The organism is Methanobrevibacter sp. (assembly GCF_045220775.1).
In the GTDB taxonomy this organism is placed as follows: domain Archaea; phylum Methanobacteriota; class Methanobacteria; order Methanobacteriales; family Methanobacteriaceae; genus Methanocatella.
The window spans coordinates 1-26245 of the sequence record NZ_JBGUWC010000169.1 but is presented as its reverse complement, the minus strand read 5'-3'; the positions used below and the strand labels follow the sequence as shown (position 1 = coordinate 26245).

Annotated in this window: 34 protein-coding genes and 1 tRNA gene; 17 read left to right on the top strand and 18 right to left on the bottom strand. The window is 34.2% G+C overall.

The window, feature by feature from the left end:
* Positions 1 to 126 precede the first annotated feature (126 nt).
* Complete coding sequence (locus ACJROP_RS11150; RefSeq protein WP_406535538.1) at positions 127 to 531, top strand: NUDIX domain-containing protein; 405 nt, start codon at positions 127 to 129, stop codon at positions 529 to 531.
* Here ACJROP_RS11150 and ACJROP_RS11145 read toward each other — a convergent pair.
* Both ACJROP_RS11145 and ACJROP_RS11140 read right to left on the bottom strand, forming a co-directional pair.
* A complete protein-coding gene (locus tag ACJROP_RS11145) occupies positions 528 to 1232 on the bottom strand; it encodes a hypothetical protein (protein WP_406535537.1) in 705 nt (234 codons plus the stop codon). The genes ACJROP_RS11150 and ACJROP_RS11145 overlap by 4 nt on opposite strands.
* 9 nt (positions 1233 to 1241) lie before the next feature.
* Positions 1242 to 2402, bottom strand: a complete 1161-nt coding sequence (locus tag ACJROP_RS11140) for an acetylornithine transaminase (RefSeq protein ID WP_406535536.1) — start codon at positions 2400 to 2402, stop codon at positions 1242 to 1244.
* Between the two features lie 72 nt (positions 2403 to 2474).
* Between ACJROP_RS11140 and ACJROP_RS11135 the strand changes: the two genes are divergently transcribed.
* The 3 genes from ACJROP_RS11135 to ACJROP_RS11125 all read left to right on the top strand — a co-directional run bounded on the left by ACJROP_RS11135 (position 2475) and on the right by ACJROP_RS11125 (position 3838).
* The gene (locus ACJROP_RS11135) at positions 2475 to 2906 is read left to right on the top strand and encodes a peptidylprolyl isomerase (RefSeq protein ID WP_406535535.1); all 432 of its coding nucleotides are present in this window, start codon (positions 2475 to 2477) and stop codon (positions 2904 to 2906) included.
* 133 nt (positions 2907 to 3039) lie between these two features.
* Complete coding sequence (locus tag ACJROP_RS11130; RefSeq protein ID WP_406535534.1) at positions 3040 to 3447, top strand: hypothetical protein; 408 nt, start codon at positions 3040 to 3042, stop codon at positions 3445 to 3447.
* Between the two features lies 1 nt (position 3448).
* On the top strand, positions 3449 to 3838 hold the full coding sequence (locus ACJROP_RS11125; protein ID WP_406535533.1) for a HEPN domain-containing protein: 390 nt from the start codon (positions 3449 to 3451) through the stop codon (positions 3836 to 3838).
* A gap of 21 nt (positions 3839 to 3859) precedes the next feature.
* Here the strand turns inward: ACJROP_RS11125 and ACJROP_RS11120 are convergent, their stop codons facing one another.
* The 7 genes from ACJROP_RS11120 to ACJROP_RS11090 form a co-directional block, all read right to left on the bottom strand.
* Positions 3860 to 5224, bottom strand: a complete 1365-nt coding sequence (locus ACJROP_RS11120) for an MFS transporter (RefSeq protein ID WP_406535532.1) — start codon at positions 5222 to 5224, stop codon at positions 3860 to 3862.
* Positions 5225 to 5275: 51 nt separating this feature from the next.
* Positions 5276 to 6190, bottom strand: coding sequence for a DNA glycosylase (locus tag ACJROP_RS11115; protein ID WP_406535531.1), 915 nt, complete (start codon positions 6188 to 6190; stop codon positions 5276 to 5278).
* Positions 6187 to 7011, bottom strand: coding sequence for an imidazole glycerol phosphate synthase subunit HisF (hisF, locus tag ACJROP_RS11110; RefSeq protein ID WP_406535530.1), 825 nt, complete (start codon positions 7009 to 7011; stop codon positions 6187 to 6189). The genes ACJROP_RS11115 and hisF overlap by 4 nt, the downstream gene beginning before the upstream one ends.
* Before the next feature lie 48 nt (positions 7012 to 7059).
* A complete protein-coding gene (locus tag ACJROP_RS11105) occupies positions 7060 to 7221 on the bottom strand; it encodes a preprotein translocase subunit Sec61beta (protein ID WP_406535529.1) in 162 nt (53 codons plus the stop codon).
* 69 nt (positions 7222 to 7290) lie between these two features.
* Entirely contained in the window at positions 7291 to 7758 is a 468-nt protein-coding gene (gene moaC / locus ACJROP_RS11100) for a cyclic pyranopterin monophosphate synthase MoaC (protein ID WP_406535528.1), read from the bottom strand.
* Positions 7759 to 7763: 5 nt separating this feature from the next.
* On the bottom strand, positions 7764 to 8981 hold the full coding sequence (locus ACJROP_RS11095; protein ID WP_406535560.1) for a tRNA pseudouridine(54/55) synthase Pus10: 1218 nt from the start codon (positions 8979 to 8981) through the stop codon (positions 7764 to 7766).
* Positions 8974 to 10323: a signal recognition particle protein Srp54 gene (locus ACJROP_RS11090; RefSeq protein ID WP_406535527.1), complete on the bottom strand. Its 1350-nt coding sequence runs from the start codon at positions 10321 to 10323 to the stop codon at positions 8974 to 8976. Before ACJROP_RS11090 ends, ACJROP_RS11095 begins: the two co-directional genes overlap by 8 nt.
* Positions 10324 to 10420: 97 nt before the next feature.
* Between ACJROP_RS11090 and hpt the strand changes: the two genes are divergently transcribed.
* From hpt to ACJROP_RS11050, 8 genes are all read left to right on the top strand, one after another.
* Positions 10421 to 10990 (top strand): hypoxanthine/guanine phosphoribosyltransferase, encoded by a 570-nt coding sequence (gene hpt, locus ACJROP_RS11085; protein ID WP_406535526.1) that lies wholly within the window; start codon positions 10421 to 10423, stop codon positions 10988 to 10990.
* 1 nt (position 10991) lies between these two features.
* Positions 10992 to 11996 carry a diphthamide biosynthesis enzyme Dph2 gene (gene dph2, locus ACJROP_RS11080; RefSeq protein WP_406535525.1) on the top strand — a complete coding sequence of 335 codons (1005 nt, stop codon included), beginning with the start codon at positions 10992 to 10994 and terminating at the stop codon, positions 11994 to 11996.
* 75 nt (positions 11997 to 12071) lie between these two features.
* Complete coding sequence (locus ACJROP_RS11075; protein ID WP_406535524.1) at positions 12072 to 12641, top strand: exosome complex RNA-binding protein Csl4; 570 nt, start codon at positions 12072 to 12074, stop codon at positions 12639 to 12641.
* 14 nt (positions 12642 to 12655) lie between these two features.
* The gene (locus tag ACJROP_RS11070) at positions 12656 to 12934 is read left to right on the top strand and encodes a DNA-directed RNA polymerase subunit L (RefSeq protein WP_406535523.1); all 279 of its coding nucleotides are present in this window, start codon (positions 12656 to 12658) and stop codon (positions 12932 to 12934) included.
* A 27-nt stretch (positions 12935 to 12961) separates the two neighbouring features.
* The gene (locus ACJROP_RS11065) at positions 12962 to 13384 is read left to right on the top strand and encodes an NUDIX domain-containing protein (protein ID WP_406535522.1); all 423 of its coding nucleotides are present in this window, start codon (positions 12962 to 12964) and stop codon (positions 13382 to 13384) included.
* Between the two features lie 71 nt (positions 13385 to 13455).
* Positions 13456 to 13770: a transcription factor S gene (locus ACJROP_RS11060; protein WP_406535521.1), complete on the top strand. Its 315-nt coding sequence runs from the start codon at positions 13456 to 13458 to the stop codon at positions 13768 to 13770.
* A 9-nt stretch (positions 13771 to 13779) separates the two neighbouring features.
* On the top strand, positions 13780 to 14754 hold the full coding sequence (locus tag ACJROP_RS11055) for a topoisomerase IV (RefSeq protein WP_406535520.1): 975 nt from the start codon (positions 13780 to 13782) through the stop codon (positions 14752 to 14754).
* Between the two features lie 22 nt (positions 14755 to 14776).
* Positions 14777 to 14850: transfer RNA gene (locus tag ACJROP_RS11050), tRNA-Arg, on the top strand.
* A gap of 1 nt (position 14851) precedes the next feature.
* Here the strand turns inward: ACJROP_RS11050 and ACJROP_RS11045 are convergent.
* Positions 14852 to 16681 carry a helicase C-terminal domain-containing protein gene (locus tag ACJROP_RS11045; RefSeq protein WP_406535519.1) on the bottom strand — a complete coding sequence of 610 codons (1830 nt, stop codon included), beginning with the start codon at positions 16679 to 16681 and terminating at the stop codon, positions 14852 to 14854.
* A 96-nt stretch (positions 16682 to 16777) separates the two neighbouring features.
* Here ACJROP_RS11045 and cobI point away from each other — a divergent pair, with 96 nt between their 5' ends.
* Positions 16778 to 17482, top strand: a complete 705-nt coding sequence (gene cobI / locus ACJROP_RS11040) for a precorrin-2 C(20)-methyltransferase (RefSeq protein WP_406535518.1) — start codon at positions 16778 to 16780, stop codon at positions 17480 to 17482.
* Here cobI and ACJROP_RS11035 read toward each other — a convergent pair.
* Positions 17479 to 18249 (bottom strand): V4R domain-containing protein, encoded by a 771-nt coding sequence (locus ACJROP_RS11035; protein ID WP_406535517.1) that lies wholly within the window; start codon positions 18247 to 18249, stop codon positions 17479 to 17481. The two genes, cobI and ACJROP_RS11035, sit on opposite strands and share 4 nt — an antisense overlap.
* A gap of 207 nt (positions 18250 to 18456) precedes the next feature.
* Positions 18457 to 19206 (bottom strand): TatD family hydrolase, encoded by a 750-nt coding sequence (locus ACJROP_RS11030; protein WP_406535516.1) that lies wholly within the window; start codon positions 19204 to 19206, stop codon positions 18457 to 18459.
* Positions 19207 to 19292: 86 nt separating this feature from the next.
* Here ACJROP_RS11030 and ACJROP_RS11025 point away from each other — a divergent pair, with 86 nt between their 5' ends.
* Positions 19293 to 20003 carry a ThiF family adenylyltransferase gene (locus tag ACJROP_RS11025; protein ID WP_406535515.1) on the top strand — a complete coding sequence of 237 codons (711 nt, stop codon included), beginning with the start codon at positions 19293 to 19295 and terminating at the stop codon, positions 20001 to 20003.
* A gap of 11 nt (positions 20004 to 20014) precedes the next feature.
* Here ACJROP_RS11025 and ACJROP_RS11020 read toward each other — a convergent pair whose 3' ends face one another.
* The 4 genes from ACJROP_RS11020 to ACJROP_RS11005 form a co-directional block, all read right to left on the bottom strand.
* Positions 20015 to 20650 carry a sister chromatid cohesion protein PDS5 gene (locus tag ACJROP_RS11020; RefSeq protein ID WP_406535514.1) on the bottom strand — a complete coding sequence of 212 codons (636 nt, stop codon included), beginning with the start codon at positions 20648 to 20650 and terminating at the stop codon, positions 20015 to 20017.
* Positions 20651 to 20700: 50 nt separating this feature from the next.
* Positions 20701 to 20964 (bottom strand): TfoX/Sxy family protein, encoded by a 264-nt coding sequence (locus ACJROP_RS11015; RefSeq protein ID WP_406535513.1) that lies wholly within the window; start codon positions 20962 to 20964, stop codon positions 20701 to 20703.
* A 352-nt stretch (positions 20965 to 21316) separates the two neighbouring features.
* The gene (locus ACJROP_RS11010) at positions 21317 to 22204 is read right to left on the bottom strand and encodes an alpha/beta hydrolase (protein WP_406535512.1); all 888 of its coding nucleotides are present in this window, start codon (positions 22202 to 22204) and stop codon (positions 21317 to 21319) included.
* 489 nt (positions 22205 to 22693) lie between these two features.
* Positions 22694 to 23098, bottom strand: a complete 405-nt coding sequence (locus ACJROP_RS11005; RefSeq protein WP_405292704.1) for a pyridoxamine 5'-phosphate oxidase family protein — start codon at positions 23096 to 23098, stop codon at positions 22694 to 22696.
* Between the two features lie 200 nt (positions 23099 to 23298).
* Here ACJROP_RS11005 and ACJROP_RS11000 point away from each other — a divergent pair, with 200 nt between their 5' ends.
* From ACJROP_RS11000 to ACJROP_RS10990, 3 genes are read left to right on the top strand one after another with little or no spacing between them, the layout of a single operon-like run.
* Positions 23299 to 23673, top strand: coding sequence for a winged helix-turn-helix transcriptional regulator (locus ACJROP_RS11000; RefSeq protein ID WP_406535511.1), 375 nt, complete (start codon positions 23299 to 23301; stop codon positions 23671 to 23673).
* A 32-nt stretch (positions 23674 to 23705) separates the two neighbouring features.
* On the top strand, positions 23706 to 24482 hold the full coding sequence (locus ACJROP_RS10995; protein WP_406535510.1) for a protein-ADP-ribose hydrolase: 777 nt from the start codon (positions 23706 to 23708) through the stop codon (positions 24480 to 24482).
* 9 nt (positions 24483 to 24491) lie between these two features.
* The gene (locus ACJROP_RS10990; RefSeq protein WP_406535509.1) at positions 24492 to 25343 is read left to right on the top strand and encodes a Sir2 silent information regulator family NAD-dependent deacetylase; all 852 of its coding nucleotides are present in this window, start codon (positions 24492 to 24494) and stop codon (positions 25341 to 25343) included.
* A 174-nt stretch (positions 25344 to 25517) separates the two neighbouring features.
* On the opposite strand, the gene ACJROP_RS10985 is transcribed toward ACJROP_RS10990, so the two are convergent.
* Together ACJROP_RS10985 and ACJROP_RS10980 are read right to left on the bottom strand one after the other, a co-directional pair.
* On the bottom strand, positions 25518 to 25883 hold the full coding sequence (locus ACJROP_RS10985; RefSeq protein WP_406535508.1) for a DUF2283 domain-containing protein: 366 nt from the start codon (positions 25881 to 25883) through the stop codon (positions 25518 to 25520).
* Entirely contained in the window at positions 25880 to 26191 is a 312-nt protein-coding gene (locus tag ACJROP_RS10980) for a hypothetical protein (RefSeq protein ID WP_292743019.1), read from the bottom strand. The genes ACJROP_RS10985 and ACJROP_RS10980 overlap by 4 nt, the downstream gene beginning before the upstream one ends.
* Positions 26192 to 26245 lie beyond the last annotated feature (54 nt).

The following is a 26245-nucleotide window of genomic DNA, read 5'->3' as shown; positions in this document are numbered from 1 at the left end:
AAAACTCCTAAAAAAGTTACATTATGTTTTTACATTTGAAATCAATTTTATTTAAAATTTGTGAAGGAAGAAATTTTGCCGATTAAAATTTAAATCAGAAAAATAAAACTAGAATTAGTGATTAAAATGGATATGCCATATGGACTTACAGTAAGAGGAATCATCAAAAATGAAAAAGATGAGATTTTAATTTTAAAAAGACATCCAAAATCAAGAACCGATCCCGAAAAGTGGGAATTGCCAGGGGGCAAAGTAGAAAAGGGTGAAGATTTTGATGTTGCATTGGTAAGAGAAATCAAAGAAGAAACTAATTTGGACGGGACCATTGGAGACTTTTGTGAAGCCGTTCAAAATGATTATGTGCACAAAAGAACCGTGCAAATCATGATGTATCTTAAGGACTTGACCGGAGAAGTTAAAATAAGCGATGAGCATATTGACTGGATGTGGGCCGATACAGAAAAAATGAAAACACTGGAATTATCAACATCACTGAAAAAAGTATTGGAAAAAAAGAAATGGGAGATTTAATCAACATTTCGAATTTCCACACTCATCAGATGACCTTCCTTACATCTTGGACATAAGGAATTTTCTTTTAAAGAGTGGAGTTCGCCGCCGCAATGTTGACAATTGCTCCTATAATCAAACAACAATACTGTCAAATCGGTTGTATGCTGTTTAAGGATGTATCTTATTGTATCTTCATCTGTATTTGATAAATTCTGCATTACGACAAATTTATTGATTTGCTTTTTACATCTATCGCAATAATATCCGTAGTAATAACCCCAGAAGTCATATTTATCATTATCCTTAAAATCATGGATAAATGACTCTTCAATAACAAAATTGTCCTCATTATCAACCGCAAATGCTTTTTCGGATTTAACTTCTAAGCTTCTTGAGCAACTCAAACAATTCTGGAATTTATCATCAAATTTGATGATTTTAAAAGTGTGGTCATAATCCTCAATCAGATGAATTATTTCTTCACTGCTCATTTTTGAAGGATTTTCAGTGATAATGAATTCTTTAACAATACTATCGCAATCATAACAATAATATTCCTGATAATAACCGCTGACTAAAGATTTTGACACTTCAGTGGATGTTAAAAACAATAACATGCCCACATTAATTTCATAATTTTCATCGATCCAGAAAATTTCCAAATCGTGAAAATGCTCATGTCCGCAAAAATCGCATTTATATTTAATGAATTGACCCATAGAAATTACCTATAATATTTCATCTAAAGCTTTGACAAATTCGTCAATCTCTTCTTTTGTAATTATTAATGGAGGTACAAATCTTAAAACCTTATCTGCAGTGCAGTTGATTAAAAATCCTGCTTCTCTGAGTTTGTCCACATACTCAGCACCAGGTTTAGTCAACTCCAAACCAACCATTAATCCAGCACCTCTTACATCAGCAATAATGTCTTTATCTAACTTTTTAAGCTCGGAGATAAAGTATTCACCGACTTCATTAACATTATCCAAGATATTTTCCTCTTCGAATGCATCGAGAACGGCATTTGCTGCTGCACATACCAATGGACCTCCGCCAAAAGTGGTTCCATGGTCTCCCGGAACGAATGCACCGGCCACCTTTTCAGTTGCAAGGATTCCGCCCATAGGGACTCCTCCGCCAATACCTTTAGCCATTGTCATGATATCAGGCTTAACATCAAACAATTCATGAGCAAATAATGTTCCGCATCTTCCAAATCCTGTTTGAACCTCATCAACAATGAATACTATGTTATTTTCATGACAGATTTCTTCAACTTGTTTGAGATAATCCTTATCTGGAACATTTACTCCACCTTCACCTTGAATAGGTTCAAGAATGATGGCAGCTGTATTTTCTGTAATTGCCTCTTTGATTGCATCGATGTTATTGTATTCTACATTAATGAATCCGTTTGGCAAAATAGCTTTAAATGGTTCCTGATAATCTGCATGACCTGTTGCTGCAAGTGTCATTGAAGTTCTTCCATGGAAGGACTCTATAGCGGAAATGACTTCGCTTTTTCCAGTGTATTTGATGGCTAATTTGATGGCTCCTTCGTTTGCTTCAGCACCGCTGTTTGCATAAAATATTCTGTCAAAGCTTGTCAAATCGACCAATCTTTTGGCATAAATCAATGCTGGCTCATTGTAGTATATGCTTGAAATGTGAATCAGTTTTTCAGCCTGGTCCTGAATGGCTTTTACAAGCTTAGGGTGATTGTGGCCTAAGGCGTTTACTGCAATGCCCGCAAACATGTCAAGGTATTCATTTCCATCAATGTCAGTTACTTTTACACCTTCCCCGTGATCTAAAACGAGTGGTTGTCTGGTGAAAGTGTTAATGAAATAATCATCTTCAATTTTAATCAATTCTTGAGTATTCATATTTTAATCTCCATAAACTATTTAATCAATAATATTTATAGTATTAATGTTATTTAAAAATTAGGTGATAAAATGAAAGTCGCAATAATCGAAACTGACAAAGGGAACATTGAACTTGAACTGTTCCCGAATGAAGCGCCTGGAACTGTAGCTAACTTCGAAAAATTAGCAAATGAAGGTTTTTATGACGGATTAACTTTCCACAGAGTAATACCAAACTTCGTGATTCAAGGCGGATGCCCTATCGGAAACGGTACCGGAGGACCAGGTTACACCATTAAATGTGAAACCGAAGGAAACCCACATAAACACGGTACTGGTGCATTATCCATGGCACACGCAGGTAAAGACACTGGTGGAAGCCAATTCTTTATTACACACTGCCCACAACCACACTTAGACGGTGTGCACACCGTATTCGGTCAAGTCATCAAAGGTCAAGATGTTGTTGATGCTATCCAACAAGGCGACAAGATGAACAAAGTGACCGTTCTAGAAAGATAATTTATCTTTCAATTTCTTTTTTTATTTTAAAATTGCTTTTGTTTCGTAAAATTGACATGAAATAAAAGTAAAACTTTAAATAACCTCCTATACATAGTATTTAATAGATTTAACAAACTTATGGAGGTTAAACATGAAACAATATTTATCCCAAAAGCTAAAAATGCAAATACCCCAGGAAAATGTCTTTACTGGATTGGAAATTATGAAGGATTTTGATAAAAGATTTGAGGAATTATCAAATAATTACACTTTGCATGATGTAGAAAAGTTAAAGACATTCATTAAAGAACATGGAAATATTATGGATTTCATTTTTGAAATCACACCGCTAATCAATAAATATTTTCCGAATTATGAAAAAATTATTGAATTCTGTGAAGACCCCGAATTTAGTAATTTGGACTTTGTGATGATATACATTGTTGGCTGTTCATTTGATGAAGATTATAAAATCTTAAAAAGCTTTGAAAATGAACCGTTATACAAATCTAAATTCTCAAGAAACATTAATGGATTACTTTGTGTGGGGTTGTGGTAGAATGGATTCTTTTGATTTTGAAAAATTATACAAAGTAGGAGACAATTTAAAAGATTTTTCAAAAGAAGAAGAGTACCAAAGATCTGCAGTAACACGTTATTATTACTCCATATTTCATTCTGTTAAAAAATACTATGAAAAATCATTTAGAAAAGTATTGCCTTCAAAAAATGGACATAGTATCTTAATTGAATCCTTAGAAAAATCAGCGTTTGAAAATGAAAGGGAATTAGGAGAAAAATTGAGATATTTGAGAAATAATAGGAATCATGCAGACTATATTGCGCGAAAAGTTACTAAAGAAAAAGCAAAAGAATCAAAAAAGATAGCTGATGAAATTTTAGCATTACTAGACCATCTTATTAATCATCCATTAAGATTAACAAAATGAACATCACAGACAAACTCCAATTTACATATTAATAGATCTAATTCCCACGAATGAAGCAAATACAGATGCTATACACAACACCACACAGATAATGCAGGTTATTTGACAGCTGCTTATTAAAAGAGGATAATACTGCTCGACAATCGGCACATTGCCCATCACGAATGCAAACACCAATGTCAATATTCCCAAGCTCATCGCCTGACCGACTGTACGCATTGTCGCTACGGCCGCTGATGCCACGGATGTGTCTTTTGGCGGAACTGAACTCATTATTACATTTGTATTCGGCGGTGAAAACAATCCGAATCCGACACCATAAATTATCATGGCCACTATTAAAAATTCGAGGGAAGTCGCTTCATTCAAAAATGAGAACAAGACCAATGAAACTGTTCCAAGCCCCATACCAATAGCTGCCAGAATCTGTGGAACATACTTGTCGGACAGTCTTCCGGCAATTGGAGCAAGCACAACTTGGCACAATGGTGCTGCAAGCAAAATTATTCCTGCAGTCTGTGAATCGAACCCTTTGATATATTGCAGGTGATAATTCAGTATTGTAGTGACTGCAAAAGTTGCCAGATATGCGCATAATGATGCGAAATTGGCTGACAGGAACTTGCGGTTTTTAAAGAATCTGATGTCAAATACAGGATGGTCCTCTCTTAATTCTATGAATCCGAATATGATTAAGAATATGATACCTAGAACTGTCAATATCACTCCTAATGTCTCATTCAGTATGGTAAACCCATATATGAACAATACCATTCCGATTCCGTAGCAAAGAGACCCTTTTACATCAAGCGGGACGCCTTCAAAAGTAATCCATTCCTCGTCGACTTTGGTCAAAAGCAATACCAATATGACAAGCAAGAACGGAACGCCGAACAGGACTACGGATCTCCATCCCAGTTGGTAATTCAAAACGCCACCAAGAACAGGCGCCAGGGACAGTGCAATATAAACCCCTGTAATGGTTATTCCCAATGCTTTTCCACGCTCTTCGGGATTGAATGCGGATACCACCATCGCCATTGATGTGACATTAAAAAATGCTAGAGCAATACCCAATACTAAACGACAAAGCAGAAACTGCTCGGAAGAGGTAACAAGAACATTAGCAATAGAAATTAAAATAAACAAAATGACACTTATGATTGTTACTTTTTTAAGACCATATTTTCCGGAAATTTGGCCAGCTGGAACCGACAATACCGCAACAACCAACAAAAAGATAATTACAGCCCAGTTTTGAACAATATTGCTCATGTGAAACTCAGCAGCGATTGTCGGAATGACAACCATGACTGAATTGACCGCAAAAACGGCAAAAAATGACAATACTGTGCAAATAAAAAGGATTAAATTTTTTGATTCCATCAAATGAATATTTTAAAATTAAAACATATAATACTTTTCAATAGCAAAAAATTATTTCAACTTAGCCATTAAACCGGATTTTCTTGCATAATGGAACATATACAATTGAACATAACCTGCATTTTCGCCAAACTCTTCCATTCCAAATTCACGCACCTTAGGAACACTAATGTCCTTTCCATCAAAATATAAATAGGAAACGATGCGTTTTATCCAAACATCACTTGGAAAAGCCTCTTTAAAATTAAATCCATAAAGAAGTATGCAATCAGCAACTTTCGGACCGACACCGGGAACTTTTAGAATTGTTTCAAAAGCTTCCTCATAGCTCATCTTTGGAATTTCCGAAAGGTCCATTTCAAGTGTAAAAAGTTCACATGCCTTTCTCATATAAGGCGCCCTATATCCGACACCACATGATTTCAAATTGTTTTTACACTTGCAAATATCATCAATATCAGTTAAGTCAAACTCCTCCTCATCATCCAAAAACACATCTTGAAGAGTTTCAATACTTGGAAATGAGTAAAATCCATTATATTCGCCACCCCATTTCTCTTTCATGTCTGAAACTGATTTTGTCCATCTTTTAATGGAATTATTTGCTGAACAAATTGAAGAAATAACGCATTCAAAAGGGTTTGGGGCTAAAAACAATCTTAAGCCATTGCAGAAATCAGCCATTTCGGCCAGTTCTGAGTGGTTTGACAGATATTTGTAAAATCTATCCAAATCAAAATCCAAATCATAGATGTAACTTAATTTTGAAATAGCTTCTTTTTTGGAAACATCTCCAGTAAAATCAAAATCAAGATACTCCCCGGATTGTTTGACATCAAAAATAACTGGTTTGCCATCAACCATAACCACTTCAAAAAATGAATCGTCAATTTGCCTCCAAGGAGGCTGTGATGTTTGACCTGACAATTGAGTCAATTCCAGGTCAATTGGAGATTTGATAATCATAAACGAACAGCTACATTATTTTCTTTTAAGTATTGTTTAACTTCACCGATGGAATATTGGTTAAAATGGAATATGCTTGCTGCAAGAGCCGCGCTAACATCAGTCTTTTCAAATACCTCTAAAATATCTTTTGGCTCGCCAACACCGCCGCTGGCAATAACAGGAATATCAACTGCATCATTAATAGCTTTATTTAACTCAATATCATACCCTGCTTGAGTTCCGTCTCCATCCATACTTGTTAATAGAATTTCTCCAGCACCTAAATCCTGGCATTTCTGTGCCCACTGGATTGCATCAATGCCTGTGAACTCACGTCCACCATAAATGCTTGAATCAAACCAGCAATAGCCTTTATCAGTTTCAATGACTATTTTATCGGGTGCATCATCAGGATGGTCCACATATCTTCTTTTCGCATCTATTCCAATTACAACTGCCTGTGATCCGACTACTTTTGAAGCTTCTGTTAATAATTCCGGGTTTTTAATAGCCGCCGTGTTGGTTGAACATTTATCGGCGCCTGCCCTAAGCATTTTAATATAATCGTCGACTTTTCTTATTCCTCCGCCTACACAAATTGGCATGAAGACGTTTTCAGTCAATCTGTCAATTACATCTGCCATCGTAGCTCTTCTCTCATGAGAAGCTGTGATGTCCAAAACTACAATTTCATCTGCACCTTCCTCATAGTAGCGTGTTGCGAGGTCTACAGGATTACCTGCATATTTAATCTCCTTAAATTCAACGCCTTTAACGACTCGGCCTTCCGGAACTTGTAAATCACAATCTAGACAAGGAATAATTCTTTTAGTTAACATGATATCAATAAATAAAAAAAGTAGTATTGTTTTTAAAAAACAATAATTTTAAGCAGAATATCTTAAAACAAAACATAATATTGCTATGATTACAGTAGCAATAAGAATATGTTCAGGAGCGAGTTTTGGACCTAAACTTTCTTCATCAAAGTATCTTACTAAACCTGCACCAGTTTGAGGCATAGAAATCTTATCATTTTTTTTCGCCATAATAATCTCCCATAAAATTTAATAAATAAAAATAACGTTTATACTTATTATCTTCATAGTATATAAAGTTTAAATTTTCTCCTTTTTAATTACTTTAATATCGCTTATTCTAGTATCCGGGTACTGTCCGTTCTCATCTTTTTCAACAGCCTTCACCATATCCCATACAGTTAGTAACGCTACGCTTACGCCTGTGATAGCTTCCATTTCAACACCAGTTTTTCCTAAAGTATTGACTGCGCATGTAGCAATGATTTCATCTTCCTTAACTTCGAAATCAAGCTCGATTCCGGTTAATGCTAATGGATGGCAAAGAGGAATTATTGAAGAAGTGTTTTTAACGGCCTGAATTCCAGCAATTTGAGCGGTTGTCAAAACGTTTCCCTTTTTGATTTCTTCATTTTGAATTAGATTGATAGTATTCTTATCTAAGAATATGCTGCCGCTTGCAATGGCTCTTCTTTTTTGATCAGGTTTTCCCCCAACTTCAACCATGTGTACTCCACTATCTGTTAAATGTGTAAATTCATCTGCCATAATATCTACTTCTCACTTACTTCTATTACATCCAATTGTTCACAAATCGCATTAACGCCCAATATTTCGCCTACATTAGGATGGCTTCTTCCGTCATCGCCAGAAATCAATTCCTTGATGTATAATCCGCCTTCGGTCTTAATGCGCATGTTAAATGTCTTATCGTCAATGACATCATATGTCAAATCCAAAACATGCTTGACACGTACCTTATCGGCACGACGCCTTAAAACTCTTAAAGGAGTTTGCTGGTGGATTTCATTTAATTTGGTTAATTCTTCCAACTTATCTTTGTCAAATGATTCATCGCATCTGACAAGTGCATTATAAACCTTATAAGTATCAGGAGAGGATTGTTTTATTTCTGCCTTTCTTCTCCTTTCACAGACATGCAAATTATGATAAGAAGTCTTGCCTTCATTGATTTTATTGATTTCTTCTTCCAACTTAGCCAAATCAAGTTTTCTGATTTTTGGCTCTTTTATTTCCAATACAAACGGCCTTCCTGAACCCAACATCAAAACATCGATGTCTTCACGGCCGGCTCCATGGAATTTTGCCTCCCTTCCCTGGGTCAATTTTAAGAAATGCTCGGAAATCAATTCTTCAACTGATTCAGGGTATTGTTTTCCTGTAAAATTGCACTCTTCACAGCCCCTTCCTTTACATTTGGTGCAAGGCCATTTGGTTTGAGGAATTCCACGTTTCAATTTATTGTATTTTCCTTCGACATATAACGGATTTATTTGAATTCTGACTTTCGGGTCATCTATTAAATCAATGCTGAAAACAATGTCCTGGCTTTCGAATTCGGCTTCCTTATCATACCTTTCCCAAATTTCAAGGCCAATCAATCTATTGACTTCTTTTTTGATGGTTTCAACAGTTAAATCGAATTTTTCAGATAGCTCTTCATCTCTTTCCTGAATATCCTTGCTGATTTTAGAACCTACAAGAAATGTGTCAAATTCGATTCCCAGTTCGTTGATTTTATCATCTATTTTTTTATATAAATCCTCATCTAGCTTATCAAACAGATTATCGCAAACTACACATTCGGCATTATCAAGATTTATTTTGAGCTCTTCACAAACCTTATCTGCTCTTTCAATGTTGTTGCTGCCTTCAATTGTTTTAGATAGCTTGCGTCCCAGACAATTCTTGCATATCTTTCCATCAGTTTCATCTAAAATTTGTTTTGCTAAATCGTACATGTTATCTATTCATGAATTGTCCCATCATACGGTTCATTGCGCCGCCGCCTAAACGGCCGCCACGTCTTCCCATTCCTTTCATTGCCTTTTTGGTGTTGTTATAATATTTTAAAAGTTCTCTGACTTCGCTTTCATCAACACCAGATCCACGAGCTATCCTTTGAATGCGTGACTGTTTTATGATTTTAGGATTCAACATCTCTTCCTCTGTCATGGAAGACATCATAACTTTATAAGAATCAATCTTATCTTCTGTCATCTTGGATGCTTCTTTTGAAATCTTATTTCCCATACCCGGAATCATGTTCAAGACTTGCTGCATCGGACCCATCTTATTCATCATTTCAAACTGGTTTTTCATGTCCATTAAAGTGAATTTTCCGGTCAGCATGTTTTGCATGGTTTTTTCTGCAATGTCTTCATCAATATTCTCTTCAGCCTTTTCAATAAGGCTCTTGATATCTCCCATACCGAGCAATCTGGAAATAAACCTTTGCGGATCAAACACCTCAAAGTCATCGATTCTCTCACCTGTACCGATGAATTTGATTGGAGCACCAGTCTCTGCAACCGCAGACAATGCACCCCCACCTTTTGCTGAACCGTCCAATTTTGTAATGATGATTGAACCTATGTCGGTTGCCTGTGAAAATGCTCTTGCCTGTTCACCGGCTTGCTGACCGATAGTTCCATCAATGACCAAAATAGCTTCGTTTGGTTCGATAATATCATCTAATTCATCCATTTCAGCAATCAAATCGGCTTCTTCCTTATGTCTACCTGCAGTATCGAAAATAATGACCTTTCTATTTTTAAACTCTTGCAAACCTTTCCTGGCTAAATCCAGCGCATCCTTATTTTCAGGATCCCCATATAAAGGAACATCCATCTCTTCAGTTAATTGCCTTAATTGTTCGTAAGCGGCCGGCCTCCATGTGTCTGTACAGACGACAGCCGGATTGAAACCTTTTTTCTGCAGATATCTGCATAATTTTCCGATAGTGGTTGTCTTACCACTACCCTGCAGACCCAAGAATAAGATTTTGTAAGGCCTTTCATTAATGTCCAAAGGAACTGATTCGCTGCCCAATAGGTTTACCATCTCTTCATAAATGATTGTAATTACATGTTCCCTTGGGGTAATTCCCTTTGGAGGTTCCTCTTCAAGAGCCCTGCTTTCTATTTTTTTGGATAAATCTAAAACTAATTTAATATTAACGTCAGATTGGATTAAAGCACGCTGTATATCCTTTACGACTTCTTTTATAGTTTTTTTATCAATAACGGACATTCCCACTAATTTTTTCATTGTATTAGTAAGATTTTCCCCTAAATTTCCAAGCATTGCCATAATATCACTTTAATAATAATTCATATTAGCAAAATTATATAATTGTATTAAATAATATTTATATTTATAGTAAGTTTTAAAATTTTTGTGTGAGACTATGTTAGAAGAAGTAAAAAAATCATTAGAGGCATCACCAATTGTGAAAAAAGGTGACTATAATTACTTTGTTAATCCGATTAGTGATGGTGTTCCTGCAATGGACCCAAAAATGCTTAGAGAATTATCATTAGTTGTCCATAAGCATGCAGATTTAGATGTTGATAAAATTGTGGCTGTTGAAGCTATGGGAATACATCTGGCTACCGCACTATCCCTCGCAACCGACATCCCATTTGTCGTAATCCGTAAAAGGGAATATGGCCTTGAAGGGGAACAGCAAGTCTATCAAAAAACCGGTTACGGCTCATCAAACCTATTCATAAACGATTTGCATGCCGGCGAGAGAATTTTAATCATTGACGATGTTGTAAGTACCGGCGGAACATATGTGGCCTTATTAAACACCTTAAAAGATATGGGCTTGGAAATCAAATCCGCAGTTGCCGTTATTGAAAAGGGCGACGGCAAAAAATTCGTTGAAGAGCAAACCGGTATCGAAATATTATCCATCGTAACCTTGGATGTTATTGACGGAAAAGTAGTTATCCACAAAACAATTGAAGATTAAAATGTCAATGTATGATATGGATTTGGACAAGGTAATCCGTAAAATAAACTCAAAAGATGCTAAAACCGTTGGCCTTCAGTTTCCGGAAGGCTTAAAAATGCAAGCCGTAAAAATTGCCCGCAAAATCGAAGAGGAAACCGAAGCTACTGTAATCATTTCCGGAGATCCCTGTTTTGGAGCATGTGATGTGGGCGACTGGAAAATGAAAGGTTCGGTCGATTTGATAGTTCACTACGGACATACCCCTCTTCCCTTAAAATATGAAGTTCCGACAATCTTTATTGAAGCGTTTTCAAAAATAGACATTAAAAAGGACCTGGAAAAGGCACTAGAAGAGCTGAAGGAATACTCAAGAATCGGACTCGTTACAACAACACAGCACCTGCATCTTCTAAATGAAATCAGAGATTATCTGGAAGACAACGGGAAAGAGGTTGTTCTCGGATCATCCCCATCAACCCGTAAAGGACAGGTTCTAGGATGTAACTTCTCATCCATTAAGGACCTGGAGGTTGACATATTCCTGTTTATAGGCAGCGGAAACTTCCACCCTTTAGGAATAAATCTATTTTCAAACACCCCTGTACTGGCTCTAGACCCATATAACTCAGAAATCAGAAGAATGGATGAATATGCAGACAGAATCTTAAGAATAAGATTTGCAAGAATCACAAAGGCGGGCAGCGCCAAGAAATGGGGAATACTGGTATCCTCCAAAGAAGGCCAATACAGGATGAAGCTTGCAAAAGAAATCAAAAAGACCCTTGAAGATAGTGGAATGGAAGCGTATATCATTTTGGTAGATAATGTTTCACCAGATGTATTGCTCCCATATCTTGATTTGGACGCTTTTGTCGTTAGCGCATGCCCTAGAATAGCTATTGACGATTCGCAAATGTATAAGAAACCTCTTTTAACACCGCAAGAATTGGAAATTGTACTTAAAAAACGTGAATGGGAAAACTACCAATTGGATGAAATTTTATTCCATGAACGTTACAATTAATTTTAAATATTAATATGGATAAAATTATAATATTAAATAAATTTAATAGTAAATCTTTATTTTGGTGATTTTAATATGAGTAATGAAGAAAAACAAATTGTAATGCCTGGAGATAAATTAGGAATTATTGAACAATATCTGCCGGGAGAAGGTACTTATGATGATAATGGCGAAATTAAATCATCAGTACTTGGAAATGTTAAAATTAATCAAAAAAAGAAGATCATTTCTGTTGTGTCAGATGCTAAACCTGCTGTCTTAAAAGTGGGCGACATTGTATATGGTCAGATAACTGATATTAAACCACAAAGAGCTAATGTAAATATAGAATGTATAAAAGATAATGCAAGACCATTAGCATTACCTTATATGGGTGCTATACACATCTCTCAAGCTAAAAAAGATTATTTAGAAAAATTATCTGATGCTTTTAGAATAGGAGACATTATTCAAGCAAAAGTCGTTAAAATTACTGGAGATAATGTTGATTTAGGCACTGTAGATGATGATTGTGGAGTCCTAAAAGCAATGTGTACACGTTGTAGAGATTTCATGCATACTACACAAAAAGATAATGAACTTCAATGCAATACATGTAATAAAAAAGAAAGACGTAAAGTGTCTAAAAACTATGTTAATGATTAATTAAGGTTGATAAAATGGAAAATTTCGAAATAGTAGAAGAAAAAACTTTAGAATTAACTTTTATTGTAAAAGACGAAAGTCATGGAGTTTGCAATGCATTAAGACACATTTTAATGCAAAATCCCGATGTGGAATATGCTGTTTACAATATCGATCACCCTCTTACCGGAAAACCTGAAATGACCATCAAAACAAAAAGAGGAAAAAGACCAAGAAAAGTATTGAAAAAAGCAGCAGAAGAACTCCAAAAAGAAAGTGCTGAATTTAAAAAACTTATTGATGAAGCTTTATAGCTTCCCTTATTCTTTTTTAGTGATTTTATGGCAGATTATAAAATCCCCTCTTTAACAACTGATATTTTTATTTTTGATGATGATTTTAATTTTATTTTAATTAAACGAAAAAACGAACCATATAAAGGTTATTGGGCACTGCCTGGAGGGTTCGTTGAATACGGCGAAAGTGTAGAGACTGCAGCTATACGAGAAGCAAAAGAAGAAACAAGCATTGATGTTGAACTTAAAGATTTAGTCAATGTTTATTCAAACCCCAATAGGGATCCAAGAAGACACACAGTTACCGTAGCATTTACCGCTAAAGGTGATATAGCAAGTAGAAAAGCTGACAGTGATGCAAGTGATATTGACATTTTTTCACCGAATGAATTAGATGAACTCAATATTGCTTTCGACCATAAGGAAATAATAAAAGACTGCTTAATTAAAGCCAAAAATAGCAAATAATGCTATATATTTAAATAAGTTAAAAAAAAAATTTATGTAATATATATTAAATTTTTATAGAGGAGAGTTAAATGGAATTTTGTCCTAAATGTGGAGCGATGATGCTTCCAAATAAAGGGGTTTTGAAATGTAACAGTTGCGGTTACTCTGATGAGTCATCAGACAATAAAGAGTACAAAGTTTCAGGAAAAATTTCTGAACATGAAGAGACTGTTAAAATGTTAGGCGAAGATATTGATGTGCGCCCAACTACAACCGAAGTTTGCCCCGAATGTGGAAATGATAAGGCTTATTATGAAATAAAACAAACTCGTAGTGCTGATGAGGCACCTACACGTTTCTTTACTTGTACTGCATGCAAACATTCTTGGAGAGAATATAGCTGAGGGTTTTTTATGAAGGATTCTAAAGAAAAAGAGCATAGAATTTCTAATTTAAAAGACATGATAAATAATGTCAAAAACGACGCTATAAATTCAGATGAAGTAGAAGAAGATAGTGAATTGATTGATTATCTTAACGAAGACAGAACAGATATTGATGAATTAGAAATCGATGATGAATTTATTTATCACCCTGGTGATGAAGAAGAAAATGCTATCAATTTAGAAGACCATCCTATTGATGAAGAGTTTATAATTAAAACTCCAAAAGAAGAAGACCTCGAAGATAAAACTGAATATTCCGAAGCTGATGAAGCAGAAGATATCATAGCGGACATGACTGAAAACTTCGATATGTTCGTAAATGCAAAAATTGGTAAAACCCCTATTTTAGCAATAATAAGCTCAGCATTAGGAGTATTATTAGTTTTGATATCCATATTCATTTTCAAATCCCGTAGTGATAGGGTAATAGATAATGTTGCCTCTGGAGAAACCAACTTTATTTTTGTTATTGTCCTTGCAATAGGAATATTGCTATTGATTTATGGTTTGTACAGAATTCTTGACCTGAAAAACCCAATCAAGGGAATTACAGACAATATCAACTCTATTGATTTAGATGATGACAAAAGCAAAAAGAATATGGAAACTCCAAATGAGAATATTATTCCAAAAAGTAATATTCCATTAGATAAGGATTCTTATAAAATTGGAGAATTCGACATTGGAGATTTAAAAAATAAACTTAAAAAACCGGCTACTTCTAAAAAAACTATACCAATCACCGAAAATATTGATGACATACCTCCAGCAAAAGAAAAAGAAGAAAGTAAAAAAGGACTAATTGCTGAAGAGATTGAAGATATGGAATATGAACAAGTAAAGCTTGATTATGAAACCATTGATGATATTTTCGCTGAAGTAGAGGATATCGATGAAATGCCTATTATTTCTATTGATTCTGAAAATAAAAAAGAAGAATAGGAATAATATTTTTTTATTTTTTGGGCCTGTAGTCTAGTCAGGAATGACGCAGGACTTCGGATCCTGAGATCGGGGGTTCAAATCCCTCCAGGTCCGCTTAATCTTTGAGTCTCACAACTGCTTCTTTGAAAAAATCAGGGATTAAAGATCTGTACATTGGGCTTTTAAACAGCATGTTAATATCACTGTCTATAATGTAAGTGTAACATGAATCATCTTCTGCTCTCATTCCACGGCCATATGCTTGCATTAAAGTCATGACGGTCTTATAAGCATACCATTTTTTATCTCTTTTCATTCTCATGTTAACCTGCTTATCGCCAAGATAAGGGAACGGTATTTTATATATTACCTGGAATCTGCATTTATCGTATGGCAAATCAACACCCTCACTCATTGAAGGGGAAACCAAAACCAATGGATTTTCATCCTTTTCAAAGAAATTCAATATTTGTTCCCTGTTTTTAGGGGTATGGGAAATAAGCCTTGAATTGTATAGGTTATTTGTAATATACTGTTGGCATTTATAGCTGTGAGTGTGAATTAATCCTTTATCTCCTTCATGTTTCTTTAATATCTCTTGCAAAATTGGAATTGTCTTTGGAGCAGTGTTTTTAATTCTGTTTGCAGACATTTTCCCGGCCAAATTAAGAATGATTGGTCTTTTTTCTTTTGTAAAAGGACTATCGACCTTTATATGATAAACTTCATTAGGGTTCAGGCCCAGCCATTGGGAAAACATCTTATGGGACAGGATAGTCGCACTCATAAATATGACAACGTCACCATATTTCAACAAATTGCTTTTTGCATAATTATGAACTCTGAGCGGTTTAAATGTAACGCCAGTTTCTTCAGTGTCAATAACCCAATTTCTAGGTTCTTTGTCTAGGTTATTTTTAAGAGATTTTAGTCTTGAAATTGTTGATCTAATTCTATCCGCCTTATTTTTACTGACATCCTTTAAATCAATGTCTTCATAAGCATCTCTAATGGCATCGATTTCCATTTTCCAATCTTCAAGTTCCCCGTCCTTTAAGGTTTCGGGTGAAATTCTTTTATTAATGTCATTTTCAAGAGTCCTATTGTACAGAGTAACTTCCATAGTGGCCATTAGCTTATTTTCAATATTATGGGCCTCATCCAATATCAATAAGGAACGGGTACCAAAATGCTTTACATAATTAAGTTCTACTATCGCATAATCATAATTCATTAAAGTGATTGGGGAATTTATCGCATTTGCTTTCTGATTCCAGTAATGGCAATGACTATCAGATTGATAAAAAACAATCCCTCCAAATGAGTCTTCAAATGCCAATTCCGCATCCAAAGTCGGATTTTTAGCAACACCGTAAGGACAGAAGAACTTACTGGAAGTGGGTGTTGTTTTACAAGCTCCAATATCACAGCTGGACTCTAAATTATCATGTAAACAAGCAAAATTGCTTCTTCCTTTAACCAATGGAAATTCAAATTCATCAGAGTATTGTGACTGCAGTTGTTTTGTCATTGTCAGGATATAAGCGGATTCATACATTTTGGCAAGAGTTGTGGCTATTGCTGATTTGCCTGTTCCAGTGCCCGCTTCAAGAATAATATATTTAAATCCCTTTTTGATTGCATCATTTATATCTTGAATAATGTCCAATTGACCTAATCTCGGTTCGGCAAACGGGAAATTTTCGATTATGTCATCATCAATATGGGGATACAATTCTTTAAGGTATGCTGCAGTTCCTTCATCCTGCTTATGGTCATCGACCGAATAAACTTCAGGAATAGCATCATCTAAAATAGATGAACTTCGAGGTTTAGAAAAACTAAACAAGTTTGTTGGACCTTTAGATTCCTTTTTTGGGTACTTTCCACAAGTACAATTACTTTTAAGCATTCCACAATTTGGACAAAACAACGAATTTGACATTAAAAATATATTAGGTAAGTATACTATAAATAAATTATAGGAAGAGCATTTGCAAAATAATATTGAAAATGAAAAATTGTAAAGTAAAGTGATTATATGGCTGAAAAAGGAAAATTATTTGGAATTGGTGTTGGACCTGGAGATACTGAATTGCTTACTCTTAAAGCTGCAAAAGTATTGGAAACCGTACCTGTAATATTCTCACCAAAATCCTCAAAAGAAAAAGATAGCATTGCATTATCAATTGTAAAACCTATACTTGAAAAAAGAGACGATTATAAAAGATTAATGATAGTTGCACCTATTTTCCCAATGATTGAAAATAAAGATGAACTTGAAAAGATTTGGGATAGCGCTTCTGAAATGATAGCACAATACCTCGACAGCGGAAGGGACGTCGCATTCATTACACTTGGTGACACTTCCGTATTCAGTACCTATTCTTATGTTCAAAAAAGACTGATTGACGATTATGAAATCGAAACAATTCCTGGAATTACCTCATTTACTGCATGCGCAGCAACTAGGAACAAAGCTTTGGTCGAACAAAATCAAATTTTAACAATCGTTCCTAAAATTGACGATAGATTAGAACAAGTTTTAGAATACAGTGACTCTATTGTGCTTATGAAAGCATCAAGGAATACTGCTGAACTTGAAGATACAATAGAACAAAAAGAAAGAAATAAGGAAATTTATTCTGTACAGAACTGTACCCAGGAAAATGAAAAAGTAATTGAAGGCTTTTCAACTGAAAAACCTTATTTAACAACCACAATTATACAATTTAATGATGATTAGTAGGATTTGATGTTTAGAGGTTCTACCTCAAACACACACTTTTCATCACCCATTGTGTAGCATTGTGTTTCAATGACGCTAACAGGCAAATTAAAGAATTCTGAAAATAATCCTTCAAAGATTCCAGTATCCAAATAACATGCTGGTTTTCCTGTTTTTGGAAGCAATTCACATTCAAAGCAATCGTAAGTTGTGATTTTAATAATTTGACCGATTTTATAAGTGAGCCTTCCAAGGCCTTTTCTTTGCCAAAATTCAACAATGTTATCCATAAAGACATCCAAATCATCATCATAGAGCTTATTAAAAATAGATTTACCGATGCTATTTCCTGTTGACTGTAAAATCGGATCAATATTTATTCCTTCCTGGATAAGCATTGCCTTTAAAGTATGGAACAATAATGTTGAAAATTCTGCATCAGCATCAACAATATGTTTGATTAGATAATCAGATTGGGTTTCTTCGATTTGTTTTGGTTCTGTTATGTTTACAGAGCCTATATATTTGGAATTAAGATAAAATATTTTTTTTCTGTTATCAGATGGATGAACTCTGTATGAAATAACACCCTTTTCTCTTAAACTTTTTAAATGAACGGAAACTGTTGATTTAGATTTACCTGTATTGCTAACAATCTCATCAAATTCCATATCCCTGTCTCTGAGCATTTCAAGAATTGTAAGTTTTACTGGACTTTTGACAACATTAACACCAACATTGTCATTCAAGTTTGAAAAAATCTGAATTGGTTTTTGTTCGCTCATATAATCCCCCAATATATAAATATGTTTGATATTATTTAGTTAATAAATATATCTATTAATTAAAAATTGTTCAAATTTATAAATTTTATGAAAAAAGTTAAACAATTTACAATAAATAAAAAAGAAAAATACGAACTGTTCGTTTTTAATATATAAAATAGTTCGTATATCTAACTACTTTCACTGCTGAAATTCCAACATGGAATCTTATATTCCAAATAGCTCTTTTGCATTTTCCGTAGTTATCTCCATGACTTCATCTTCTTTCATGTCCAACTCTTCCGCTATTTTTCGGATTATATACTTTAAGTTTAGTGAGGTATTCTGTTCTCCCCTCTTTTCTTCTGGAGTTAAATATGGAGAATCCGTCTCTACAAGCATATGCCTAATATCGATTTCTTTTACCATCTTTCTTATTTTTTTGTTGTTAGCGTGAGTAACCGGGCCGCCTACACCTATATAGAAGCCTAGTTTAATAAATTCCTGCGCCATTTCGGCCGAACCCTGATAACAATGCATTGATCCAACCACATCATGTCTTTTCAATATGTCAAATGTATCCTGCATTGCCTTTCTGGAATGCACTATTACCGGCAAATCGTGCTTTTGTGCGAGATTCAGCATCTTTTCAAAGAGCTCCTTTTGCTTATCCTTATTGTCTTTTCTGCGGTAATAGTCAATACCTATTTCGCCTACTGCTACTACTTTATCACTGCTGAGCTGCATATCCAATAAAGAAATGTCTTCATCTGTTATTTCATCTGCAAAAGAATGGAAATAACCCAAAGCGGCATATGCATTTTCATATCTGCCGGATAATTCCAATATTTCCTTGTTGCTTAAAGGATCAGTGCCGTTCAATATAACAAATATGTCATTTTTTGCAGCTTCCTTTATTATCTCCTCTGCATTTTCCATTTCACTATTGTAGATATGGCAATGCGTATCTATTATCATATAATCCTCTAAAATTTGATTAAGTTTTTATTGTTACAATTGGATATATATAAATTAAATTAAGTTAAACTTTTTGGTGAGCGCATATGGATGAGAAATTTTCAAGAACAGAAATGTTAATTGGAAATGATGGAATAGAAAAATTAAAGGATGCTAAGGTTGCCATTTTTGGTATTGGTGGCGTAGGCTCTTTCGTTTGCGAAGGACTTGCCAGAAGCGGAATAGGAAATTTCATTTTGGTGGACTTTGACAAGGTAGATGAAAGCAATATCAACAGGCAACTGATTGCAACAGTAAAGACAATCGGCAAATATAAAGTCGATTTGATGAAGGAAAGAATCCTGGAAATCAATCCGGATGCAAACGTTGAAGTCCATAAGGAATTTTATATGGATGATTCAAAGACTAACATCATTACAGAAGACCTCTCATATGCCGTCGATTGCGTGGACACCCTAATGGCCAAGATTGGGATAATATGCAAATGTGATGCCATTGATGTTCCGGTCATCTCTTCAATGGGGGCTGGAAACAAATTGGATCCAACCATGTTTGAAGTAGCTGACATTTATGAGACTTCAGTATGCCCACTTGCCAGAGTAATAAGAAAGGACCTTAGAAAAAGAAATATAGAAAAATTGAAAGTGGTCTATTCCAAAGAACATCCGATAAACACAAATGAGCATGCCATAAATCAGAACAGAAAGTTTAAAGTGAAGGGCAGCATTTCATTTGTGCCATCTGTTGCGGGACTGATAATCGCCGGCGAAGTGATAAAAGATATTATTAGCAAATAATTCTAGGAAATTCAATTATTTTCACTTTTATCTAATGCATTTTCTGTAATTCTGACTGCGCCCGAACAATGAATGCGAACCACTTTGTGTTCATCATTTTCCGCAACCCATTGCAATTTTTCCAAGTAAGGTTTAACGCACTTAGGTTTTCTTTTTCCGACTACCCTAAACATTTCAGGCGCTTCTATGCGAACCTTTTCGTTTGAATCCCCAATCATATCATAAAAGATGTATAATTTTTCACAAAACATCTCGGGAGCGTTCGTTGCAATGTTTTCACAGGCCCAAACAAAAGCTAGCCTGACATTTCCCGTTTCATCGTTTCTTGTTTTCATCAATCTGTCCAAATAGGGAATAACCAAATCTTTGTCTGCCCTTCCGATCCTTCCCAATGCGTTGATTGACCTTTCCCGCAGTTTTGGATTATCATCTTCCAGATACTCTGCAATTCGTTCAATATGCAATTCCACTGGTTGAGGATATTTCAATCCCATTTCACCAAGAATCCATAATGCTTTTGCTTTAACATTAACGGAATACTCATCACCTAGTTTTTCTGCGACATTATCGATATTGCTTTCCCAATCATTACTTTTCTGTATTTCCCTTAATTCTTTTAATGTTTCTTTTTCATCTTGCTTAGGCATTATTAAATCCTCTAACTTTTGAATTGAACTGTATTTCCACAAAAAGTCATCTATAAAATTTGTTTTTGCGAATTATAAAAATCCTTTAAATTCTTTTTATCCTCATCGGATAGATTATGCCAACGAATATTCTGTATGGCTCCTTCCAATGCCATCAATCTGTTTAGACATGCGCTTTCATCAACTTCTTTAATTTTTAACCATGCTTCCTTACTGCCGACGTTAATCAAGTCATCAACTGTGTTTATTCCAACATCATTTAGTTGCTTTTCCACTACTTTACCTATGTTTGGCAGTTTAGACAGTTCACCCATTTCAACACCCAAATAGCTATTTTGGAAAAATTGATTAATTTCTTTTAAGGAATTTATTTGTTTTAAGATTTAAATTTTTCATTAATGATTTGGGAACTATTCGGAACCTGACCGTTCACAGTCAAATAACATTAACGTTCAGTAATATCTATTGAAAACTCACTTTCCAAACGCCTGCATATATATCCCAGTTCAAAATAAGATTTGATATTCAAAAAGGCATCCGTTAATGTAAATGCTGATCAATAATATTAACGATTGGAAAGAAGCTTTTGATTTGATTGACGTTAGCATCAAGAATATGGCAAGGTTCCTATGGAAAGAACCCGCATTATATTGTGAAAAAATAGTGTCATTTCACCACTATTATTTCAACAATGTGATTGAATGCCTCTTTTGATTCGGGAACCATTGGATATAGCGGATAGACATGAGCCATTTCCTCACCAACATTCAATTCAACATCAATGTCATTATCTTTTAGATTATTGTAGAATTTTACAATATCAGGATAAAATATTTCATGTGTTCCCACAAATATTGCGGTTTGCGGAAGTTTTTCCACATTGCCGAAGAGAGGACTTATCCTATAATCCTTCGTATCCAAATCACCTGCCCAAGCCTTTCCCATTTCAATCAGGCCATCCACTCCAAGCATTGGATCAATGTTAATATAATCATCATAGTCTCCAGACATCGATACATCGACCCAAGGAGATATTAAAATCAAATGTTCAGGTTGAGTAAGTTCTTTAGTCGCCAAATATTCACAGAATGCTGCAGACAATCCTCCGCCGGCTGAATCTCCCATTATTGTTATAGGTTTTTCGAATTTCAATAGCAATTCATAAAGGTTTTCAACAATCTCATAAGTCTCTTCGAAGGTGTGGTTAGGTGCAAGCGGGTATATTGGGGCAAATACTGTTGCATCAGCTTTTTCAGCAAGTTTATCGCAAAAAATTATATGAAAATCTTCTATTTCACTAATGTAAGCCCCTCCATGAAGATATATGATAAGATTTTCAGTGGTTGTGCTTTCATTAAAAATTACCATTTGACATCCAAATAGCTCTTTACTTTTAACTTTAGTGTGATATATTCTTTTAGGGAGTTCATATATTTCATCTTCCTCAAAAGAACGCTTTTCCATAGATTCAAGTGCCACATTTTTATCACTGGCTTGTTCTTTATAGTCTTTATGTTTTAATGCTGATTCTATAATGTTAGACATTTTTGACATTTTGACATCCTTTTTTAATATATAATCTAAATTTTATTTATTTTATTATATAATGTTTAATAAAAAATTAGCTATACAACACTGAAATCAGATTTATTTTTCAGAAATAAAAAAAATAGATTATATGAAAAATATATAATAACTAACCTATTAACAAAATAGGATATTTATTTGAAAAAAAACAAGGTATAGACTAAATTAAAAGAATTATTAGAAATAAATACGAACAATTCGTATAAAACGTATGATATAGTTCGCAACCTTATCGATTTGAACCACAAAACTCTACTAAAAAATTTATTTTAATTAATTATAAACTTTTTGAAAATTGTTTTAACCCATGAATTGGATTAAATAAATCATCATTAACATTAATGGTTAGAATATTAAAAATAAGAGTTAAAAAAAACCTATATCAAGAAGTTTAAAAATCAACATGTGATGTTGATGTTAAAAAAAGAAATGTGTTAACATAAATGTTAACAGAATTTAAATTTCAAAAACTTTTGGAGGCTCTCCGGAAAAGTCGGCGATAGTTGCTTTGCCTTCCTTAATGGTAAATACTTCAAATGTCGGATTGTCACCGGATTCATATAATGCCTTTACAAGATCATTGGCATCAATTACCTTTTGCTTGATTTCCAAATCATCGATGAATTCGACTTTACCGGCAATTCTGAGCCATTGGAATTCCGGAGTGGCTGCAGTCATTTCAAAGTTAGGGTTTGCATCCAATTCCTTATACATTGGCTTTTGGTTGCTGGTACAGAAGTATGGTTTGTTATCTTCTGCAAAGTAGAAGAGTATAGGCCTTACTTTTGCGTTTCCGTCAAGTCCTGTAGTTGCGAGATATTGCTGAGGATTTTCAGTTAAGAATTTTATTACTTCTTCCATTTATAACACCATTATTTATAATACTAAATCGCTTTATTTTATTTAGCATTAATTATAAATTGGTTTTATAGCTAATATAAGCTTTTTGTTACTTTAAAGTTACTAATAATCGATTAGAGTGATTGGTTACTTTTACGTAACTAAAATTTTATTAATAATCGCCAATAGATAAATTCATATCCAAATGGAAAAGTGATACTATGGCTAAATTCGAAAGCAATTACTGTCCGGTAAACGAAACCTTAAAAATCATCAGCGGAAAATGGCATCTTCTAATCATCAGGGATTTGTTCTTCGGCAAAAAAAGATTCAAAGAATTCAAGGAAGATAAACCTAATTTGAGCAATAAGGTTTTAACCGAATGTTTAAAGGATTTGGAATCAAATGGATTGATCTCAAAAACCAATCTGGATGACTCCAAAATAACAGAATATTCCTTGACTGAAGAAGGAAGAAGAATAAATAGAATTCTTTATGAACTGGCCATATTCACTTTAGAAAAAGATGATTCCGCAACAGATGCCGAATCTGAAGAATTTATAAAGATTTTTAAAGACACATTAGATATTGATTAACAATAAAATATTATTCAACTAAGGAGAATTGGATGAATAGAGAAGAACAACTTGATTTTCTAATTAATTATTTGATTGATGAGAGAAATGAAGCAATTGAAATTCCACAAGACTATAAAGCTAAACGAGATCTGCTTCGTTCTTTAATGAATGTAAGAATGCCTTTAAAAATTTCAGACAAATTTCTAAAAGTTCAGGATGATTTCCTAACTGCTGAAACATTGGCTAAAGATTTAACTTCGGTAGAGGATATAAAGGATGTCAACGGCAAAATCCTGCTTTGGCAAGGAGATATTGTAACTTTGAAAGTTGACGGGATTGTTAATGCTGCAAATTCAAAATTATTGGGTTGTTTTATTCCCCTTCACAATTGCATTGACAACATGATCCATTCAGCTGCGGGAGTGCAACTCAGAGACGAATGCAACAGCATGATGCAACTGCAGGGACACGACGAAGAAGTGGGCAAAGCCAAGATTACAAATGCTTATAATCTGCCTTCAAAATATGTAATCCATACGGTTGGTCCTGCAATCCCTTATGGCTCAAAACCATCAAAAAGCGATTGTGAAGCATTAAAGAATTGCTATAGGTCTTGTTTGGAAATTGCAAGTGAAAATAATCTGGAATCACTGGCATTTTGCGGCATTTCAACTGGAGTGTTTAATTTTCCACGAGATTTGGCAGCCAAAATAGCTATTGATACTGTTAAAGAATATTTGGATTCAAATGAAACCAGTTTAAAGCATGTGATTTTTGACGTGTTTTCAGATGACAGCTATACAACATATAAGGATTTATTGTTTTAGGAGAAAAATATGGAACCTTTCGTTAAAAGATTAGATAAGGCATATGACGCCATTGATTATGCAGATTATATTCTTGTTGGTGCAGGTGCCGGATTTTCTGCAGCTGCAGGCATTGAATATTCAGGAAAACGTTTTAAAGATAATTTCAAGGATTTCATTGAGAAATACGGCTTGACTGACATGTATTCTTCCGGATTTTATCCATTCAAAACTTCAGAGGAAAAATGGGCCTACTGGTCCCGTCATGTTTACATGAACAGATACTCCGTTGGCAAAACCGAATTATATGAACAATTATTGGAACTGGTTAGAAATAAGGACTATTTCATCCTAACGACTAATGTAGAACATCAATTTTGGATAAATGGTTTTGAAGACGATAGGATTTTTGCAACCCAGGGAGACTATGGCCTTTTCCAATGCAGCGAACCATGCCATGAAAAACTATATTCAAATAGAGATTTTGTCTTCAAAGCTATTAAAAACATTGCCGATTGTAGAATCCCCTCTGATTTAATACCGAAGTGCCCGGTCTGTGGAAAGGAAATGGCTTTGAATCTAAGAGTCGACAATACATTTGTTGAAGATGAGAAATGGATGGAAATGTATAACAATTATTCCAGATATCTGGAACATGTTGATGAAGACAAAAACACTGTATTTTTAGAGCTGGGCGTTGGCTTTAACACACCTTCGATAATAAGATATCCATTTGAACAGATGACATATGACAATCCAAACACCACATTAATTAGGTTAAATAGAAGCTCATCACAAGCAATACCTGAAAACAAAGATAAGACCATTTGTTTTGATGAAAAAATTTCAGAAATATTTACATATTGGCTTTCGAGGATTTAAATTATCAATTCTTCAGAACACATAATCTTTGAATTAACCTATAAAAATACGAACATTTCGTATAAAACTTATAAAAAAGTTCCGATACTTATCGATTTCAAGCACTGCAACTCTGATACAGAATTTATTTTCTAAATAATTATAAAATCAGGTTGTTAAGAGTAATAAATAATGTTATGTTGTAACCAATTCATATTCAATAGCTGGAATACCATTTAAATTAGTTGTGATTCTATTCATTCCAAAAGTTTGTGTTTTATTATGGACCGGAACTGCTAATTTGACTTTTAAATTTATAGCATCTTCAGTGATTATTGATTGAATAGTAATTTTAGTTAAATTATTAAAATGACTTTTATCCAGATTGAATATTTTAGATGCATTTAGAAATTCAAATGCAACAGGTTTACCATCTTTATCAATATCCAGAATCACATCATTGTCTAATTCAAGTGAAACTTCATATTCATAATCATCCACACAATATATGAATAATGAGTCTCCTTGACTGTCATAATCATATACTACTTTGTTGTTCATTTTCTCACCCTTTGATTTCTATAAGTTTCCATAACAGTTACAAACTTCACATCTTTATTATCATTTATACCTATCACTAATGATATATCTTTTGTAGGTCTCTGATTGTGTTCAAAATATAATCTAAATTTATTGTAATCTTGCTTGATAATCCCCATTAATGGATTGTGTAAGAATGTTTCAAAGATTAGGCCAAAATCTCCAATCCGTTGAATATTCCTAACATCAAAATGTTTAGTATCAGGCATGAACGATTGATCACATGAATTAATTATTTCAATTGCCTCTTCAATAGAATAATCTCTCATTTTTAAAACCTTTATTTTATATTTTAAAAAATTTAATTTAATATTATTTTAAAT